At 65.0% G+C, this 19120-nt stretch carries 14 protein-coding genes; 9 read left to right on the top strand and 5 right to left on the bottom strand.

Features of this window, described 5'->3' with window-relative positions:
• Window positions 1-86: 86 nt before the first annotated feature.
• Both ACIU1A_RS16285 and ACIU1A_RS16280 read left to right on the top strand, forming a co-directional pair.
• Complete coding sequence (locus ACIU1A_RS16285) at window positions 87-2219, top strand: GumC family protein (RefSeq protein WP_404927756.1); 2133 nt, start codon at window positions 87-89, stop codon at window positions 2217-2219.
• Between the two features lies 1 nt (window position 2220).
• Window positions 2221-3591, top strand: a complete 1371-nt coding sequence (locus ACIU1A_RS16280) for a VpsF family polysaccharide biosynthesis protein (protein WP_404927755.1) — start codon at window positions 2221-2223, stop codon at window positions 3589-3591.
• A 111-nt stretch (window positions 3592-3702) separates the two neighbouring features.
• Here the strand turns inward: ACIU1A_RS16280 and ACIU1A_RS16275 are convergent, their stop codons facing one another.
• Window positions 3703-4593 carry a LysR family transcriptional regulator gene (locus ACIU1A_RS16275; RefSeq protein ID WP_404927754.1) on the bottom strand — a complete coding sequence of 297 codons (891 nt, stop codon included), beginning with the start codon at window positions 4591-4593 and terminating at the stop codon, window positions 3703-3705.
• A gap of 103 nt (window positions 4594-4696) precedes the next feature.
• Between ACIU1A_RS16275 and ACIU1A_RS16270 the strand changes: the two genes are divergently transcribed.
• A complete protein-coding gene (locus ACIU1A_RS16270; RefSeq protein ID WP_404927753.1) occupies window positions 4697-5566 on the top strand; it encodes an NmrA/HSCARG family protein in 870 nt (289 codons plus the stop codon).
• Window positions 5567-5599: 33 nt separating this feature from the next.
• On the opposite strand, the gene ACIU1A_RS16265 is transcribed toward ACIU1A_RS16270, so the two are convergent.
• Entirely contained in the window at window positions 5600-6859 is a 1260-nt protein-coding gene (locus ACIU1A_RS16265) for a glycoside hydrolase family 5 protein (RefSeq protein WP_404927752.1), read from the bottom strand.
• Window positions 6856-8016, bottom strand: coding sequence for a DUF1972 domain-containing protein (locus ACIU1A_RS16260; protein WP_404927751.1), 1161 nt, complete (start codon window positions 8014-8016; stop codon window positions 6856-6858). The genes ACIU1A_RS16265 and ACIU1A_RS16260 overlap by 4 nt, the downstream gene beginning before the upstream one ends.
• Window positions 8017-8310: 294 nt before the next feature.
• On the opposite strand from ACIU1A_RS16260, the gene ACIU1A_RS16255 reads away from it, so the two are divergent.
• The 4 genes from ACIU1A_RS16255 to ACIU1A_RS16240 all read left to right on the top strand — a co-directional run bounded on the left by ACIU1A_RS16255 (window position 8311) and on the right by ACIU1A_RS16240 (window position 13311).
• Window positions 8311-9480, top strand: coding sequence for a glycosyltransferase (locus tag ACIU1A_RS16255; RefSeq protein WP_404927750.1), 1170 nt, complete (start codon window positions 8311-8313; stop codon window positions 9478-9480).
• Complete coding sequence (locus ACIU1A_RS16250; RefSeq protein WP_404927749.1) at window positions 9477-10778, top strand: hypothetical protein; 1302 nt, start codon at window positions 9477-9479, stop codon at window positions 10776-10778. The genes ACIU1A_RS16255 and ACIU1A_RS16250 overlap by 4 nt, the downstream gene beginning before the upstream one ends.
• A gap of 480 nt (window positions 10779-11258) precedes the next feature.
• Window positions 11259-12470 (top strand): GNAT family N-acetyltransferase, encoded by a 1212-nt coding sequence (locus ACIU1A_RS16245; protein ID WP_140630568.1) that lies wholly within the window; start codon window positions 11259-11261, stop codon window positions 12468-12470.
• Between the two features lie 22 nt (window positions 12471-12492).
• On the top strand, window positions 12493-13311 hold the full coding sequence (locus ACIU1A_RS16240) for a class I SAM-dependent methyltransferase (RefSeq protein ID WP_404927748.1): 819 nt from the start codon (window positions 12493-12495) through the stop codon (window positions 13309-13311).
• A gap of 12 nt (window positions 13312-13323) precedes the next feature.
• On the opposite strand, the gene ACIU1A_RS16235 is transcribed toward ACIU1A_RS16240, so the two are convergent.
• Window positions 13324-14511, bottom strand: a complete 1188-nt coding sequence (locus tag ACIU1A_RS16235) for an ATP-grasp domain-containing protein (protein ID WP_404927747.1) — start codon at window positions 14509-14511, stop codon at window positions 13324-13326.
• A 107-nt stretch (window positions 14512-14618) separates the two neighbouring features.
• Window positions 14619-15884 carry an NAD(P)-binding domain-containing protein gene (locus tag ACIU1A_RS16230; RefSeq protein WP_404927746.1) on the bottom strand — a complete coding sequence of 422 codons (1266 nt, stop codon included), beginning with the start codon at window positions 15882-15884 and terminating at the stop codon, window positions 14619-14621.
• A gap of 341 nt (window positions 15885-16225) precedes the next feature.
• On the opposite strand from ACIU1A_RS16230, the gene ACIU1A_RS16225 reads away from it, so the two are divergent.
• Complete coding sequence (locus tag ACIU1A_RS16225) at window positions 16226-16450, top strand: hypothetical protein (RefSeq protein WP_140499061.1); 225 nt, start codon at window positions 16226-16228, stop codon at window positions 16448-16450.
• A gap of 120 nt (window positions 16451-16570) precedes the next feature.
• Window positions 16571-19057, top strand: a complete 2487-nt coding sequence (ligD, locus tag ACIU1A_RS16220) for a DNA ligase D (RefSeq protein ID WP_404927745.1) — start codon at window positions 16571-16573, stop codon at window positions 19055-19057.
• The last annotated feature ends 63 nt before the right edge of the window (window positions 19058-19120 follow it).

Genomic DNA, 19120 nt, shown 5'->3' with positions numbered 1-19120 from the left:
AACAGTGTTTTAACAGTTGGAAGCATAGCTAAGACAAAGCCGCAATTTGATCTTTGCAGGCGCATGGAGTGTTGTCGGAGCGACCCTTGCAATCATCCCTGCTCTCGTTGCCGCAACAATACGCTCCGGAGGCGATGCAATACGCGCCCGAAGCGGTGCCGTTGGCGCCATCCTACCCGGCCTCGACCGTCGAGCTGGGCGACGTGAAGCGCATATTGGTGCGCCGCCGTTCCCTCATCTTTGCCATCACCGCGCTGCTGACCCTCGGCGCCCTGCTCTATGGGCTTTTGACGCCGGCGCTCTACAGCTCGGCGGCGGAAATCATCATCGATCCGCAAGACCTGCAGGTGGTCAGCAACGACGTCAATCCGAGCCAGGTGCCGCCCGACGGCGGCATAACCCGTGTGGAAAGCCAGGTCAGCGTCGTCCAGTCGACGGGGGTGCTGCTCAGGGCCATCAAGGCGACCAACCTGACTGAGGATCCTGAATTCAACGGGCAGGGCATGCTGGGACGCTTACTCGGCGGATTGCTGGGTTCGGGGTCGGGCGAAGCCGACAAGACGGCCAAGACACTCGATGCGTTGCGCGCACGCCTGGCGGTGCGGCGAGCGGACAAAGTGCTGGTCATCGAGGTGATCATCACCACCAAGAACGCCGAGAAGTCGGCGATGCTGGCCAATGCGATCGCGCAGGCCTATCTGGCGGATCAGGCGAGCTCACGCGCGCGGATGGCCAAGGACGCTTCGGACGCCATCGCCGCGCGGCTGGATGAGCAACGCAAGCGCGTCCAGCAGGCCGAGAATGCCGTCGAGGCCTACAGGTCCGCCAACAACATGGTGATGGCGGCGGGCAATCTGGTCAGCGACCAGGAACTGACCGAGCTGAATACGCAGCTTTCGGCGGCGCAAAGCCGCACTGCGGCGCTGAAGGCGCAGGTCGACCAGTTGCGCAGGTCGGGCGGGGCGCCGGACGCGACCTCGGAAGCGATGCGCTCCTCGGTGATTTCGAGCCTCAGGGCGCAGGAGGCGACGCTTGTCGACAAGGTATCGCAGTTCGGCACGGAACTTGGGCCACGCCATCCCTCGATGATCGCGGCGCAGCAGCAGCTGCGCGACACGCGTGCGTTGATCGGGCGAGAGCTCGGCCGCATCGGAGCGGCTGCCGAGACCGACTACGAGCGAGCGCTGGCCAACCAGCAGGCGCTGGAGGCCAAGGTCGCCGGCATGAAGACCAAGTCGCTCGATACGGACCAGGCTTCGGTCAAGCTGCGCGAGTTGCAGCGCGATCTCGAGGCCGTTCGCTCCGTCTATGCCAACTATCTGCAGCGTGTGCAGGAGACGCGCGAGCAGATCAACGTCGACAGCACCAATGCGCGGATCATCTCCAGCGCCATGCCGGCCCTGAAGAAGAGCTGGCCGCCGCTGTCGCTGCTTGTCCTGGGCGCGCTCTTCGGCGGCCTGGGGCTCGGCACCGGCCTGGCGCTGATCGCGGAATATTCCTCGCCCACGGTGCTTTCCAGCGCGCAGATGCAATCGGCCATCGACGCGCCGGTGCTTGGCGTGGTGCCGGCAAAATCGGGCAACACCCGTCGCTGGTGGCCTTTCGGCGGCACGGCCGCCGCGGCGAGCCAGAAGACGGACGCGGTTGTGGGGCTGGCGCTGAGGCGCATGTTCTCGTCGGGCCGGCGCCCGCCGGACTGGCCGCTGGTGCCGTCCATACTGGTGACGTCGCCGCCCGAGGACGCCGCGCATCGCGGCAGGGTGGCGCGCTTGCTGGCCAATGCCGCGGCCGCCCGGGGCGGCCGTATCCTGTTCATCGATACCAATGCCGGCGGCGGCCAGAAAGATCAGCAGCCGGGCGTACTCGACGTGCTGCGCGGCGAATACGGCATCGAGGCGTTGAGCCAGTATACGCCCGGCAGCAATGTCGCGCTTTTGGGCAGGGGCCGGTCAAAGGCCGTCTTCCAGGAAGCGCAGGGCGTCTATTTTGCCCAGCAGATGTTGGCCCAGGCGGGCCGCAACTTCGAACTCGTCGTCATCGATGGCGGCGCGCTGGCCGACAACCTCAATGCCTCGCCGCTGGTAGCGATGGCCGACGAAATCCTGCTCGTCGCCACGCTGAACTCGACGCCGATGCGCGATGTCACGGCGGCCTCGCAGGCCATTTCCGTCATGGGGCGGTTGCCGACCGGCGCCTTGCTGGTCGACGAGGCGGCCTGACATGGCCGCCGTCCGGCCCGCCAGCTCGGCAGCCGGCTGGGCCGCGCCGGGTCAAGCCGCCGCCGCATCCCGCGCCGGCAATTCCATCGACTGGGTGACCCGCTTCGGCCTGGTCGTCACGGTGGCGGTGCTGTTCGCCGTTTCCGGCGGCATGCTATGGCTGGTGGGCTACAATTACGACGGCCTGCTCGGCAGTCCGGCCACCAAGATCCATCCGTCGACCTATCTCCTGGTGCTGGTGTTTGCCTGGCGTTCATGCACGTTCGGCAATCCGGTCGGCTATATGGCTGCCGTTACCGACCGGCGGCCGGCCAGCGCGCTGATGGCGGTCATCTCGGTCGTGCTCCTGGTGGTGGTCGTCGTCAGGCATCGCCCGGGCATGGCGGGCATGGTCGATACGTTCGTGACGGCGGCGCTGCTGGTGCTGATGCTGGCCGAGGACGACGACCGGACCTTCGCGCGGCTGCAGACGGTCGTTCATGCGGTGATGTCGGCGAATGCGGTGCTGGCGCTGTTCGAGTTCGCGACCAAGACGCTGGTGTTTCCCTACCGGCTCGACGGCGAGGTGTTCACGGACCTGCGCTCGACCGCGCTTCAGGGCCATCCGCTGGCCAATGCCACGATCACCGCGGTGTATGTGCTGGCGCTGCTCTCCGGCTCACGGTCGCTGTCGATGCCGCTGCGGCTTTCGCTGATCGGCCTGCAAACCGCGGCGCTGGTCGCCTTCGGCGGACGTTCGGCGATGGTGATCACGCTCGCGCTCGGCGGCATCTATCTGCTTTTCAGCGGCGTTGCCTATCTGCGGCATGGACGCGTCAGCCTGCTGGGCGCGGCCCTTGCGGTCCTGCTCGCCACGCTGCTGCCGGTGGCGGTCGCCCTTCTCTTTTCCTACGGCTTCTTCGACGCGCTGCTGGAACGCTTCGTGTCCGACAGCGGCAGCGCCAATGCCCGCGTCGAAATGTTCGACCTCTTCAAGAATCTGGGGCTGGGCGACCTGATCGTGGGGCCTGATATCGATCTGATCGAAAGCATGCGCCGCATCAACGGCCTGGAACAAGGCATCGAGAACCCGATCATACGCATGGTGCTCTATCAGGGCGCCTTCTTTACCCTGCTGATGCTGTTCGGCTTCGTGCTGTTCATGCACGAGGTGGCACGCCGCTGCCATCCCGGCATCTGGCTGCCCATGCTGGGCTGGCTGATCCTGCTCAACACCTCCGAGACCCTCGCCTCCAAGACGACGCTGTTGACCAAATTCGTGGTGCTGGCGCTGGTGCTGTACCGGCCAGCGCGGGCGGTGGCGCGGCAAAAGACGCAAGCAGCGCGCGTAACTGGAGACGACCCGCGAAGAGGGCTGCCTCTCCACCGCTAGCGGCAGGTTCCCCCGCGTTTCGCCAAGACGCCGGCATGTGACATGGGGCTCAGCCAGGACGCCGGGAAAGCGCTTCTTAAGGCTTTCTACGCCCGAAAGCGGGTGCGGTCGTCACCTGCCAATATAGGCGGCCAGTTCGTCGGGCGTCCCGTTCGGGAAGGCCTGTTTTAGAAAGTCCATGAACGCCGACACTCGCGCGCTGAGTAGCCGTCGAGAGGGGTAGAGCGTCCATAGAGCGATCTCGGGGCCGTCGATCTCCCCCCAACTTACCAGTGTCCCGTCAGCCAGGTCGTGGCTCACCAACGAAATGGGAAGATGTGCCGCACCGACGCCGGCCCGCACCGCGTCCCGGACCATGATGAGCGTCGACAAGGCGAGGACCGGCTCGATCCTGATCGTTGACCGGCCACCTTGTGTCTTCACGTGCAATGTCTGCTGATCTCCTGCCCCGCGCGCAACGCCAGGAGCGGCGAGTCCACCGGTCGGGCGAGGAAGGTCGGGGCGAGCCACCACGACCAGGCGATCGCGCAGAAACGCCCGTCCGACCAGGCTTTCGTCGGGATCCGGATTGACCCGGATCACCAGGTCGTAGCCTTCCTCGATCATGTCCACGGCCCGGTCCTCGGTCGTGACCTCCAGCCTCACCTCCGGATATTTGAGGGCAAACCCCGCAGCGATCCTTCCCATTGCGGTCTGAGAAAAATGCAAAGGCGCGCTGATCCGTAGTCTCCCTTTGGGTCTCTGACCGCCCGAGGCAATCGCCGAAGCGGTCTCGTCGAGTTCGGCGAGCAACGCTCCCGTCCGCTCGAAGAGCGCCCGTCCTTCTTCGGTGAGCTTGAGGTTACGCGCACCCCGTTCAAACAGGCGCAGATCAAGACTGCTTTCCAGTTCTCCAACGCGCCGGGACAGGGTTGCCTTGGGCCGGCCGGTCGCCCTTGCCGCTTTGCCGAAACCGCCATGACGGGCAACGAGATTGAAATCGGCGAGGGCAAGGAGGTCCATGTGTGTTCCACCAGTGAGACGACGTGTCTAAAATTTCCGCCTGTTGGGCTGTTAGTGAGCCACACATATTGGAGCTGTCAAGCAATCCAACAGGAGAAATTTCATGACCATTCTCGTTACCGGCGCCACGGGCAACATTGGCCGCCAAGTCGTCGAACATCTCGTCAAGCGCGACGCAGATGTGCGTGCTCTCGTCCGCGATCCGTCGAAAGCCAACTTCCCGGCAGGCGTCTCCGTCGTGCAAGGCGACTTTCTCGATGTCGATTCGCTGCGGAAAGCCATGTCCGGAGTCTCTACTCTGTTCCTTTTGAACGCCGTGGTACCGGACGAATTCACCCAAGCTTTGGTCGCGCTCAACGTCGCCCGATCTGCCGGCATCGAGCGGATCGTCTATCTGTCGGTGGTCCACGCTGACGTCTATGTGAACGTACCCCATTTCGCGGGCAAGTTCGGCGTCGAGCGCATGATCGAGGAGATGGACTTCAAGGCTACGATCTTGCGCCCGGCCTACTTCATCCAGAACGATCTGATGATCGAAGACGTCATCACCGGCCACGGCACCTACCCAATGCCGATCGGCGCCAAGGGGCTCGCCATGATCGACGTGCGTGATATCGCCGAGATCGCCGCCCTCGAGTTGCTGCGCCGCGAACAGTCTTCCGAGCCGCTTGCGCTCGACCGAATCAACCTCGTCGGCCCGGAGACACTGACCGGGACGGATATCGCCGCAATCTGGTCAGAGGTGCTTGGCCGCCCGATCAACTACGGCGGCGACAATACCGAAGGCTTCGAGCAAAATCTCAAGCAACTCTTGCCCGCCTGGATGGCCTACGACATGCGCCTGATGGGCGAGCGGTTCTTGACCGACGGGATGCTGCCTGAGGCCGGCGACGTCGAGCGCCTGACTGCCTTGCTCGGACGCCCACTGCGCCCATATCGCGACTTCGCCTCGGCAATCGCTGCCTCCGCTTGACGGAAGCAAGGACAAGCAACGGGGATACGCAGACTAGCCCGGCATCTCCAGCCCAAGCGCCTCGATCATCGCCGGGTCCAGAGCGCGCGTGGTGTCGTCCATCATGCCCATGCCGTCGAAGAGGGCCCAAAAGGCCCAGGCAAAGCCGAACGACTCGGCGCTTTGCCTGACGTCGGCGATGTAGCGGGCGCGGTCGGGATCGGGCGCGGCGACATAGCGGGCGTCGGTGCGCAGCGCGCCGAACTCACCCATGACAATGCGTTCGGGCGCGATGCCGTGGCTATCGGCCCAATCGCGCGCCTGGCTAAGGTATTTGTCGATGAACCAGCGGCCGGGCTGGGCGTCAAAATAGACCTTCAGCACGCGCTCGGTTTCCGCGTAGGCGGCTTTCTTGTCCGCTTCGGAGATTTCGGCGTCCTCGGCCATGCGCGCCCGCACCGAAGCCAGCGTCGCCTCGAGCGAACCGGCCGAGGCGGGCCACGGCACGTTGTTGAGCGAACGGTAGACGGGTTCGCTCATCCACGGCGCGCCCTGGTGGCTGAACAGGTAGGGCTCGTAGAAGTGGAAGGTGAACAGGATCGGTTCGAAGGGCGAGAGCGGCGCCGGATCGAGCGCGGTCAGCCCGCTCACCATGGAGCCGCAGCCACCGGTCACGACCAGCGGCAGGGTAACGGACGATGCCCTGGCTTCGGTCAGGAGCGCGAACTGGACCTGCGACCAGACGTTGGACTCGCAGGATTGCTGCGGCTCGTTGACCGGCTCCAGCGCGACCTTGCCCGATGGAAACCGCGCCAGCCGGCCGGCAAGCTCGCCGATCAGCGTCCGATAGAGATCGAAGGCGGGCGCGGCAGTGCTGGAGACCATGCGGTCCGGATTCCAATAGTGGGTCGCGCTATTGGCCTGCACGTTGACGATGATGCCGAGGTCGGCGTCGAGAGCGGCGGTGACGGCCCGATCGAGCATCGCCAGCAAACGGCCGCGCGTGCCGGCATCGCCGGCCAGGAACGGGCCGGGATCGACCGGCAGGCGGATGAAATCGAGACCCGTCGCGCGCAGCCTGCGCAGATCGGCCGCCGTCGGCACCGGCCGCTGCTGGAATGGAGGCCAGTCGTAGTCGGTACGGGGTGCGGGGAATTCGCGCGTCAGCGAAAACCAGGGGAAGGCGTTGACGCCGCGCCGGAAGCGCCATTCGCCGGTGGCGGCCAGGCTGGACGACACGGGAGAAAGCGGCGCGAACAACGCCGCCGTGGACAGCGCCGCTCCGAGAACCCGCCGGCGCGACCACGTCGTCATGCGTGCGAGGGATGGTCGACCGGGATGGCCTCGCCGGCGACGACGCCGAGCAGCCGGAAGGCTTCATTCTCATAGGCCAGCAGCACGTCTTCCCAGCGGAAGGCTTCGCGGGCGCGCGCCCTGGCGGCCTCACCGCAACTCTCGACCAGGGCGTCGTCTTCGATGGCCCGATCGATCCGGCCGGCGCAAGTGCCGGTATCGGTGAAATAGAGGGCGGCGGCGCCCGCGGTCCATCTGTTGTAGGGATTGTCGTGGGCGATCACCATGTTGCCGGCCGCCAGCGCCTCGACCAATGACGGGTTAGTGCCGCCGACCGTGTGGCCATGCATATAGGCGCGCGCGTGGTACCGCAGCGCCTTCACGGTCGCCTGGTCATAGATGGCCCCGGGCAGAACCACCGAGCCGTTCGCGGCCTTGCGAATGGCGGCGTGATAGGGGATTTCATCCGAGAGCGTCCCAAGCACCACCAGCTTCATGTCGCGCTTTTTGCTGCAAAAGGCCTCGACGATCGGCAGGATGTTGTTGTCGGGCTCGATGCGCGCGATCGAGATCAGGTACTTTCCAGGTTCGAGCCCGAGCGCCCTGACCGGTGCCTCCGGCGCCGTCGTCACCGGATCGCCGCCATAGGGGATGGTGACGATCGCGCTGCGCGGCCGGCGTGTCGCCAAATGATCGGCGATGACAGGATGATCGGCGACGAGGCGATGCGAGGTCCAGGCGCCGATCCATTCGTTGAGCCAGAACCAGCTTCGCGCCGCCAGGCCCCATTTGGGGCGGCGCCATTCGATGCCGTCCATGTTGGTCATGATCTTGCGCCGCATCAGCCTGAGCCAGGTCAGGAAAAGCGCGCCATTGTAACCCAGCACGAGGCACATGCCGGGCCGCCGCACGGCATCGCGCACGCATTGCCAGTCGAATTCCAGCGTCGCGCGCGGACCTTTCGAGGCGACCTGGATGTGGATGAGTTCGATGCCGCGCCAGGTTTCGCTGCGCGCCCTGTGCTCGACACGCTCGACTTCGTCCTGGCAGTAAACGCCGACCCTCCAGCCGCGTCCGGCGAGGAAAAGCGCCAGCTTCTCGGCGAAGGTTTCAAAACCGCCATGGGCCGCGGGTATGCCGCGCGTTCCCAGGATCAGGATGGAGGGCTTTGATGTCATGGCCGACGGGACTTTCCGGAATGTTCATTGCACCAGAACCCACCCTGCGACTTCCAGCCGGGCAAGAGTGGGAGCAACTGTCGCAGAACGTCGTAAAAAATTCTTACCAAACGCCGGAGTTGTTTCATTATCGGTCAACTTTCCGGGCGTATCTGTATCGAAACGAGGCGTTGCCGGGGTTCCTCGGCCTAACCGCCTGGGAAAGCGGACCGGGCATGATCCTTGCTCCTGGACTTCGGCAGCCATCCGCCTCGCGCGATGCTGGATGGGGTATGAACCTGGCGGGATATTAAGATGCGGATTGCCTGCGTTCATCAGGGCTACGAACTCTATGGCTCCGACCGAAGCTTCGCGGAAAGCGTCGCAGCCCTGCGCGCCGCGTTTCCGTCCGCCGACATCGAAGTCGTGCTGCCGCGCAGCGGGCCGATCGTGCAGATCCTCGAACCGCATGCCAGCCGGATCGTCTTCGAGCCGCTCTGGGTGTTGCGGCGCCAAGCCATCCTGCGCCTCGCGACCGTCGAGATGGCGCGCCTGCCGCTGGCCCTATGGCGGGCATGGCGACGCCTGAGGCAATGCGATCTGGTCTATGTCAACACCTCGATCGTGGCCGACTATGCGCTGGCCGCCCGCCTGCTGCCTCACAAGGCTGTCCTGCATATCCACGAGATCCCCGAAGGTTTCATGCGCACGATCCTGGTCGCCTTGATGCGCTGGAGCCATGCCGACCTGATCTTCAATTCACGCGCCACGCGCGCCGCTTTCGGCATTGTCGGACGTTCACGCACGCATGTGGTCTATAATGGCGTTGCGGGCCCGCCGGCGGCCGAGCCGATGCGCTATGACGGCAGCCGGCCGTTGCGGGTGCTGCTGCTCGGCCGCATCAACAGGATCAAGGGCCAGGAAGTGCTGCTCGAGGCGGTCGCCTCGATGCCGCCGGAATTGCGCTCGCGCATCGAAGTGCGGCTGGTGGGCGGCGCTTTCGAAAGCACCGAGCGCGAACTGGCCTTGGCCGAGCTGGTGAACACCATGGGATTGGCCGATCGCGTCAGCGTGCTGCCGTTCATACCGGACCCCTCGCAACACTACCGCTGGGCCGACATCGTCACCGTTCCGTCGCGGCGCCCGGAATCGCTGGGCCGCGTCGCCATCGAGGCGATGGCCTATGGTCGGCCGCCACTGGTATCGGCGATCGGCGGGCTGGTCGAGGTGGTCAGCGACGGGGAGACCGGCTGGCATGTTCCGCCGAACAACGCCGCCGCCCTTGCCGCGAAATTGCAGGCCATCATCCTGCGGCCCGAGGCCTGGCGCGGTTTTGTTGCTGCCGGCCGCGCACGCTACGAGACAGTCTTCAGCGAACCGGTCGCAGCGGCCGCGATCGCGGCGATCGCCGCCGACAAGCTGAAAGTGACGATGGCGAGGCCGGGCAGGCCGGCAACCGCCCGCCAGGCCGAGACCCGGCCGTGAAATTCCCGGTCCATCTGGTGCGACGCCTCGTGCTGATGGTCGGCGGCGAGGCGATGCAGAGCGGCTTTCACTTTGCCCTCAACATCGCGCTGCTGCACATGCTGTCGGCGCAAGGTTACGGTCTCTTCGCCATCGGCATGGTGATGGGCGGCGTCGGCCTGTCGTACATCCGATCGCTCACCGCCGTCCCCGCCTCGATATGGATGGGCAAGAGCACCAACAGCGCCGGCGTCGATGCCCATGACGTGGCCTTCGGAACAGCGGCGCTTGTGGTGTCGCTGCTGATGGCGGGCAGCACGGCGATCCTGATGCATCTGCTGGGCGATCCGAGCGGCATCGCCGCCGGCTGCTTCGTCGGCGCATGGTCGCTGCGCAGCCACATGCGCACGGCACTGTTCGCTCGGCGCCAGCAGGTGATCGTCTCCATCAGCGACGCCGCTTTCACGATTACCGGCATCATCCTGACCGGACTGACCATGTGGTTGGCGAAGGACGCGCTGCAAACCGTGTTTTATGCGCTTGCGGCCGCAAATCTGCTCGGCATCGTCGTCCTGGTTCGGCTGGCGCGCCGCACACCTCGCATCAGCTTCCGCATGCCGACGCGCCGCCGCTATACAAGGCTCTGGCCGCAGCTGCGCTGGTCGGCGTTCAGCGCGACCACCACGAACATCCAGGGTCAATGCCTGGCCCTGCTGGTCGCGGGCATTGCCGGACCCGCCGCTTACGCGCCGCTGGCGGCGGTCCTCGTGCTGTTTGCCCCACTGCGCATCATCAGCCTTGCTCTCTTCAACATGACGCAGCCGGAGCTGGCGAAGCTGATGCGCAATAACGAAACAAGCCGTGTCTGGGCGCAAGCGAAGATCTGGTCGCTGGTCATGGGGATCGGTGGCCTCGTCTATGGATGTGCCATCCTATTCGTCCTGCCGATGATAAAATCCCAGGCCCTCCAGGATGCCTCGGTCGGATTCATCGGACTTTTCGTGATCGCGAATTTCATCCCGGTCATGCTTTATGTCATGCCTCGCATCATCCTTGAGATCCTCGGCGATTTCCGGACCGTCGCGTTCATCACGACCGGTGGCGCAATAATCGGGCTGACGCTGATCGCAATCCTGCTGGCAATCGCGCCTCCGCCGTGGTCGCTGTTGGGTTCCGCGGTCTCCGAAATCTTCGTCCTTGCGGCGTCATGGTATTTCGCGAGTCACCGCATATGGAACATCGAGCACCCGGACCAGCAGCGCGACAGCTGGTTGGGGGGGTGGCGGCGGTCGGTCCCGTTCGCCCCGGTAAAACGGTAGCAGAGACCGGTGGCAGGCGAGGCAGTGAGGGTGTAACGGACGCACGCGGCGGGAAGGCCCCGTTTGTCGTCGGCGTGGTCTCACGAATGGCCCCGACGTGGCACGACCGATCGGTGCAATTTCTGAGTGTCCATCAACGCACCGTTCATGCTTTGATGCTAGCGATCGACCTGAGCGCAAGTGCCCAACGTCTCACCGGGCCTCATGGCAGGTCGACGAGCTGGGCACGCGGGCAAAGGTTCGACTAGTTCGGCCATCGGCCGGTAGGCGAAAGCAACGAACATAATGGCGCCAAAGGTCTGGTCCTGACCGAACTTTGCCGTGGTTTACGATGCGGGGGTATCGCAAGCGCTGCCATTGGTCCGCAACCATGGCTTTCGTGCGCTCCAACGCACGGCTGCCCGGGGCGGTCCTGAGTTGGCGGGGTTTACACTGCTTGCGTGGACGATGTTTATGGCCGGCCGGGAGGACAGGAGAAGCATGTGGCAAGCCACGGGAACGGCTCCCAAGACGGATCTATCCGACGGGTTATTGTCCCCGACTGCCGCCAGCGCCGGTACAGCCGCGCGCTTCAAAGCCCGGCTGCACACCAGCCTCGACACTGTAAAGCCGCTCTGGCTGCGATTTCAGGCCGATGGCGTGTGCACCGCGCATCAGCATTATGCGTGGGTCGAGGGGATCGCCAAACGGCTGATGCCCAAAGGCGCGGAACTGCTTGTCGTCGAGGTCAACGACGCCGCCACGGGCGCGCCGGTCATGCTTTTGCCGCTGATGCGGCGCCGGGCGCTGGGCCACTCCGTGATCGAATGGTTGAGCTGCGGCGTCTGCGATTATTCGGCACCGCTGCTGGCGGATGACAGGGCATGGACCAGGCAAGGCGCCGACGCCGCATGGGCGGCAGTCCGCGCCGTGCTGCCACCGGCGGATCGCATCCATATCTTGGGAATCCCGCAACAGATCCAACGAGTCGCCAATCCTTTGGCGCTGCTTTCGGCGGCGCACGATTCCCTCCAGATCACCTCCGGCCTTGTCCTGCACGGCGAACCGGAAACGCTCATCAAGCGCATCTGCAGGCCCTCCTTCGCCAAGAGCTTTCACAAGCATTGCCGCCGCCTCGAAAAGCTCGGTGGCCTGAGCCTGGTCGAGGCCGACACGCCGGCGCTTACGGAAACGCTCTTTGACACGCTCCTTGAACTGCGACTGAAGCGGTTTCGCGAGCTCGGCCGTTTCGACCTCTTGACGCAGGAACCCGTCGTCGACTTCTACCGAGTTGCCGCGCTGCATGGCCTTTCCGACGGCTCGGTGCGCATCTTCGGATTGCGCGGAGGGGAAGCCTGGCTCGCCGTCATCTATGTGCTGGTCAGGAAAGGCACGCTGCATACCCTGTTGCTCGGGATCGACCAGAATGCCGTTGCCCCGCCGGGACTGACGACATTTGGCAAGCTGATGATGTGGGGGCGCGGGCACGGGTTCGACTATTTCGACCTTTCGGTCGGCAGCCAGGGCTATAAGGAGCATATCGGCGCCGCCAGTTCGGTGCTGGCCGAACTGTGCCAGTCGATGACGCTGCGGGGATGGGGCGCCACCGCCTATATTTCGCTGCGCTGCCGGATCGAGCTTTTCATTCGCTCCAAACCGCGGCTGCTCAAGGCCGGCCAAGGCCTGGTACGCGGCCTGCGCCGCTTGCGCTGACAGGCAACCGAGCCGATCCGCAATGAACCGTGAAACGCACAGCATCAATTTGCAGGACAGATCGAGGGGACGCATCGCAAGGGCGCTGCGGTTCGTCCGGCAGCAAGGAATCCTCGAACCGCTCCGGCTCGTGCGGCGGCATGGCCTTGGTGACAGCGGCCGCTTCGTCGCACGCAACATCCGCCATCTCGTTGCCGACCGGCTGGCGCGCCGGTGGGATCGCGACAATGGCGTCGATACGGCGGGTTCGATCCGGCTCGACGCGCTCGATGTCGTCGGACCGCACCGGGACCAGGGCAATGAATGCGTCTGCACGTCGCCTAGATCCTTCGCCTTCATCATGGACAGGCTGACGGACGATCTCGCAGACTACACCTTCATCGATATCGGTTCGGGCAAGTCGCGCACGCTCCTGTTGGCGTCGCACTACCCGTTCGCCGCGATTGTCGGTGTGGAGTTCGCGCGGGAGCTCGTCGCAATCGCCCGGCGCAACATCGAGCGATACAAGAGCCCGGCCCAGAAATGCCGCCAGATTGCAGTTATCGAAGCGGATGCCGCGACGTATGAGTTCCCGCCGACGCCGCTGCTGGTCTATTTCTACAATCCCTTTTCCAGGGACGTGTTCGAAATCGTGCTGGGCAATCTCATGTCGTCGCTGGAACGGCACCCGCGGCCCTGCCTCGTCGTTTACGGCAGTTCGAGCCACAGGGCCATCGAATGGGCGAAGCCCGCCATCCACGATGCCGGGTCTTTCCAGCAACGCGTGACGCCGCCCATGCCGCGTTTCCTCGACGCGGTGCGGACCATCGATTACGCGATCTTCGACTACCGGCCGTCATAAAGAGCGATTTTGTCAGCGCCGGCGGCCGGCCGGGTTCAGCAGCCGTCTCGTCAGCACCCGCCATGCCGTCAGCGGCAGCTCGATCAGCCCCGGCAGCAGATCGTTTGAGGCGAACGCCGCCCAGGATCGAACCGTCGCGAACGAGTTGAGATAGGCCGCGATGCCGAGGCTGCCGCGCCACATCAGCGTCACGGATGAAACAACGTCGCGGGCCAGATACATCCATGCCGTTCCCGGGCGAGCGGTAGCGGCTGCGGTGGCCCGGCCGTTCACTGTTTCCCACAGCATCGCGCCCAGGTCGACGCCGGCAGGCGCGCAAAGTCCGAACCAGGACCAGGGGCGCGGATTGACGTCGAGAAGCTTGAGCGTGCCGTCGCGACAATCGTGCTTGAATTCGACCTCGACCAGGCCGCTATGGCCGATCGACGACAGCAATGTGCGCGCGGCAGCGACGGCGCGGGGCTCGTCGACGATCTCGACCAAGGTGCTGGTATAGCCGAAGTCGACCGGATACTGCCGCGATCGGCGCGCGGTGAACTCCGCGATCGGCTTGCCCTCGTTCCAGAGCGCGGCGTAAGAGAATTGGCTTTCTCCCCCGCCCGGCACGCGCTCCTGCACGACGACGTTTTGGCCGCCGATCTGTTCGGCCGCGCCGCGATAGGCGGCGAGAAACGAGGCCCTGTCGTCGGCCTGGACGACCTTGGCCCTGGCGATGCGGGTGTTGCCGCCACCCATGTGAGGCTTGAGAACGACCGGAAAAACCATGTCCAGGGATAAGGCCTGCGTCATGGATGCGATGTCATAGGTCTTTGGAATGGACAGTCGCAACTCGGTTGCCCGCCTGTAGAGGAACGGCTTGTCGCAGACCCACTGCAACGCATCCCAGGAAGGCAGCAAGATCTTATAGATCGCCGACAGGGCGACGAGGTTTTCCGAGACCAGGCGAACCTCTGGATCGGCGGCCGGGATCAGGAGGCATCCCTCCAGCCGGTGTTTACGCGCCGCTTCCAGCAGAAACGGCAGCGCCCGCTCATCGTTTGGGCCGGGCCAGCGGATGGTGGCTCCGACAAATCGCGACCAGCCCGGCAGCGGCGAATCATTGGTGACGTAGGTGAGGGGCACTTTTTGCGCGCCGAGGCTGCGCGCCAGGGCAAGCGTGCCGTGCGCGCCCCCCAGAAACACTGCGCCTGACGTCGCCAAGCCTACATCCTCACATGCTGTCCGGCACGGCCGGTTGCCCAGCTCTTCCGCTTTGACAGGCGAGAGCCCCGCCTGATCGCGCTGATACATGGCGGGGCCGGCGACGCTCAACGCGGCTTCGGGCCGGCGGGAACCGAGGCTTCGCCCAGTCTCATGGTGGAGCGCCGTGCGTTCTGCCCCTTGCTTCTGGCAGTGCGTATGAAACGGGTGACGGCCTGCGCCGCATACGGGGTGGCGGCGGTGAAACGCATCAACGGGCCAAAACTCGCGACCGCGCTGGCGCCGACAAAATGCAGGCCGGGAATGTTCGATTCCAGTCCCGTGGAAAGGACAGGCGATCCGTCGCGGCAGGCGATCGCATCGAGGAAATCGGGGGCGAAGAGCCCAAGCTTGCCGATGTCTATGCGATAGCCGGTCGCGAGCAGGACGTGATCGTAAGCGGTCGAGCCGTTCTCGAACCGCAAGTCTAGTCCGGAGTTGCTGGCGGAGGCGCCGACGATCACGCGGCCGGCCTTGACCTTGATGCCGCCGAAGTCCGGCAGCAGCCAGCCCGACGCGCCGGCCCTGAGGCCACGCGCATTGACCCAGCGTCGCGCCGCCGCCGGCAAACCATGCACGAGACCCGGCGCCTCGATCAGCCAGGACAACGGGAAGGGGCCGACGCGCGAGGGCGACGCCAGGAGTTCCTCGGCGGCGCCTAGCACATTGCGGCCCCGGCTGCTGGACGGCGCGCCCAGCCAATGGATGTCGCCTCGGCAGACGAGTTCGACGTCGGCTCCCGCCTTTCTCAGCAGGACGGCGGATTCGCAGGCGCTTTGTCCGCGCCCGACGACGGCGACATGCTTGCCGGCAAAGGCTTCGAATCCGGTGTGCGCGCTGGTATGGCTGACCAATTCGGAGGGCAGGCCGGTGAAGGCGGCGGGCACCAGTTCCTGGTTCTTCAGGCCCATGGCGACGACGACGCGGCCGGCGCGCACCACATCGCCATCGGCAAGGATCAAGCGGAATCCCGCATTGGTCCGTTCGACACGGCTCACCATGCGCGTGTCGAGATCCGGAATCGCCTGAGCCTGAACCCACATTCCATAGTCGACGAAATCTTGCCGTAGCAATGGCTCGCGCAATTCGACGCGCTGGCCGCTGGCGTAGGAATCGAGGGACAGCGAGCCGTTCGGGTTGCCGATAAAGGTTGCGCGCCAGGGCGAGCGAAGCCGCATGCCCCGAGGCATGTTCTCGCGCCAAAACCCCATCGGGCTGCCAAAGGCAAGCACGTCTACATCAGCTGCCCTGAGCGCCGTGGCGACGCCAAGTCCGAAAGGCCCGGCGCCGACAACAGCCACTTCACAGTCATTGCTTCGCACGGAAGCGGTCATGAACCTTGTTCTCCTGGATGGCCGCGCCATCCCCGCGCCGCTCTGACGCATTGGCGCCGCGGCCGGAGCCCGCCTATTCCTAGGCGCGCCGAGGTTAACAATGCGGAAAGCAGAAGCGCCGAGCCGCCTCGGCGCATATGCCAAACAAGATGTCATACTGTTCCAGCCCACAGGTTCGCGGACATAATCGAGCCGATGCCGTCGGCTATGCTTGCGTCTTGCAGGGAAGCCGCCGCGGCGAGGAAATTGACACCCGCGCCGCTCTCCGCCATCCTTGACGCCAGTCGCCGGACCGCGAAGCGCGGTCGAGTTCCGTGTCAGGGCGACCGAGGGCGAAGCGCATGTCCAGTGCCGTGAACAGCCAGAACTCCAAGCGTGCCGCGGTGCGCAAGGCGCTCGACCGCCACAAGGTCTACATCACCGCGCAGAGTTTTTCAGGCGGCACCTATAGGGCGCGCGTGCTGGTCGATGGCGAGGCCTACTGGGTCGACGAATTCCGCTTGAGCCAGCTGCGGCAGGGCCTGTCGCCCGCTGAGCTCGAACTGACGCCGGCGGCCGACGATTGAGCGTGGTGACTGGTTGGCAGCGACGTTTCGGCTAGTCACCCTGATACATGCCGCATCGGACCGTTCGAGCAGGCATGGCGCTCTGTTGTTGCAATTGGCTGGCTTGCGACGGTCGATGCCATGACGACGCCCTCCAAGCTCAAACCTTACCGCGCCAAGCGCGAATTCTCGAAGACGCCGGAACCGGCGGGTGGGTTGATCGCCGAGGAGGGCAACCGCTTCGTCGTCCACAAGCACCATGCCACGGCGGACCACTACGATCTGCGCCTGGAGGTCGGCGGCGTGCTGAAGAGCTGGGCGGTGCCGCGCGGACCCTCGCTCAATCCGGCCGACAAAAGGCTGGCGGTCGAGACCGAGGACCATCCGCTCGAATATATCGACTTCGAGGGCGTCATTCCCGAAGGCGAGTATGGCGGCGGGCCGATGATCGTCTGGGACACGGGCAGCTGGGCGCCGATGGAGGATGTCGAGAAGAGCTTGCGCACCGGCGCCTTCAAGTTCCGGCTGGCCGGGAAAAAGCTCAATGGCGGCTGGATGTTGACCAGGCTGAAGCCGAAGCCCGGCGAAGAGGAGGGCAAGAAGAATTGGCTTCTGTTCAAGGAGCGCGATCTCGCTTCCAATCCCACGCGCGACATCCTCGAAGAGCGGCCGGAGAGCGTGAAATCCGGCCGCCGTATCGAGGAGCTGGTGGCGCCGCCGCCGGCCAAGGCTGCGCCAAGGCCCGGTACGCTGAAGCCCGGCGCCTTGCCCGGCGCGGTCAAGACCTCGCCCGCCGCCCGCATAGAGCCGCAACTGGCGACACAGGTGCCGAAACCGCCGGGCGGTGACGATCCTGGCGACCGCACCGGCGAGTCCTGGCTGCACGAGATCAAGTTCGACGGCTACCGCACCATGGCGCATCTGACAGGTGGCGAGGTCAGGCTGATCACCCGCGGCGGCATCGACTGGACCAAGCGTTATGGCGATCTGCCGCATGCCTTCGCCAAGCTGCCGTGCCGGGAGGCCATCATCGACGGCGAGATCGTCGTGCTCGACGGCAAGGGCATTTCCCGCTTCGCGCTTCTGCAGGACGCGCTGGCGGAGGGCGCCGGCAGCAAGCTGCATTTCTACGCCTTCGATCTCCTGCATCTCGACGGCTGGGATTTGCGCAAGGCGCCGCTGGAAAGGCGCAAGGCGCTGCTGGCCGAACTGCTCGCCGGCCTGCGCGCCAACTCCGCGATCCAGTACAGCGATCACGTGGGCGGCGACGGGCAGGGGCTTTACGACCAGGCCTCGGAGCTTGGCCTGGAAGGCGTCGTCTCCAAGCGCGCAACCGCGGCCTACCAGAGCGGCCGCACGAAGAGCTGGACCAAGACCAAGGCGCTGCAAACCGGCGATTTCGTCATCGCCGGCTACACGGTTTCGGATGCAGCCGAGGGGCTGGCGGCGCTTGGCCTTGCCGAATTCGAGGACGGCGAGCTTCACTATCGCGGCAAGGTCGGCACCGGCTTCGACGCCGAGACCGCGGCCGATCTTCTGGCCCGGCTGGAGCCGCTCACATCAGGCGCCATGGCGCCCGAAGGCGCGCCGCGCGAAATCATGCGCGAGATGCATTGGGTGAAGCCGCTGTTTTCAGCCCATATCCATTACGCCAACCGCACGGCGGACAATGCTCTGCGCCATGCGGTGTTTCGCGGCCTCAGGGATGTCGGCCTCTCGACGCCGGTTTCGGCCAAGCGCAAGCGGCTGATCGCGGAGGCTGACCTCGCCACGATCTGGGTAACCAACCCGACCAGGCGCCTGTTCGGCAAGACCGGGCCCACCAAGCTCGACATCGCCGTCTACTACGCGCTGGTCGGGGATTTCATGCTGCCGCATATTCTAGGGCGTCCAGTGTCGCTGGTGCGCTGCCCGACCGGCCTGCCGAAGGACTGCTTCTTCCAGCGCCATGCCTTCACCGGCATGCCGCCTTCGGTTGCCACCTTCGAGGCGACCAACTCCGACGGCGAGACCAAATCCTACCTCTCGGTCGAGGGCGCGAAAGGTTATCTGGCGCTGGCGCAGTTCGGCGTGGTCGAGTTCCATACCTGGGGCACGCATCGCACCAGCCTCGACAGGCCCGACCAGATCGTCTTCGATCTCGATCCGGGCGAAGGAATCTCCTGGCGCGAAGTGGTGGAGGCCGCGGTGCACATCAAGGGCGAACTGGAGAGGCTGGGGCTGGTCCCCTTCGCCAAAACCTCGGGCGGCAAGGGCATCCATATCACCGTGCCGGTGACCGCCAGGCAGAACTGGAAGACGCTGCACCAGGCGACCAGCGCTATTTCCACGCATCTGGCGGCAAGCGCGCCTGACACCTTCACCACCACAATGGGCAAGGACAACCGCAAGAAGCGCATCTTCATCGACTATCACCGCAACGCGCGCGGCCACACCTCCGCCGCACCCTATTCGCTGCGCGCCCGCACCAACCTGCCGGCCTCGACACCAGTGAGCTGGGCGGATCTGGAGACGATCGACGCGCCGCAGGACCTGAACTATGCGTCGCTGCCGGGACTCTTGGAAACGTCGGGCGATCCGTGGGCTGAGATCGACGAGTTTGCTCGGGATTTGCCTGCGTTCAAATAGATTGGTTTCCTCTCTCTGCTTCGCGGAGCGAGGAACCCAAGTCCATCGACGCTTTTGACAATT

Origin of the sequence: Mesorhizobium maamorense (genome assembly GCF_044998965.1) — a bacterium.
In the GTDB taxonomy this organism is placed as follows: domain Bacteria; phylum Pseudomonadota; class Alphaproteobacteria; order Rhizobiales; family Rhizobiaceae; genus Mesorhizobium.
The sequence above is the reverse complement of the archived record's forward strand: the minus strand, read 5'-3'. Positions and strand labels throughout refer to the sequence as shown.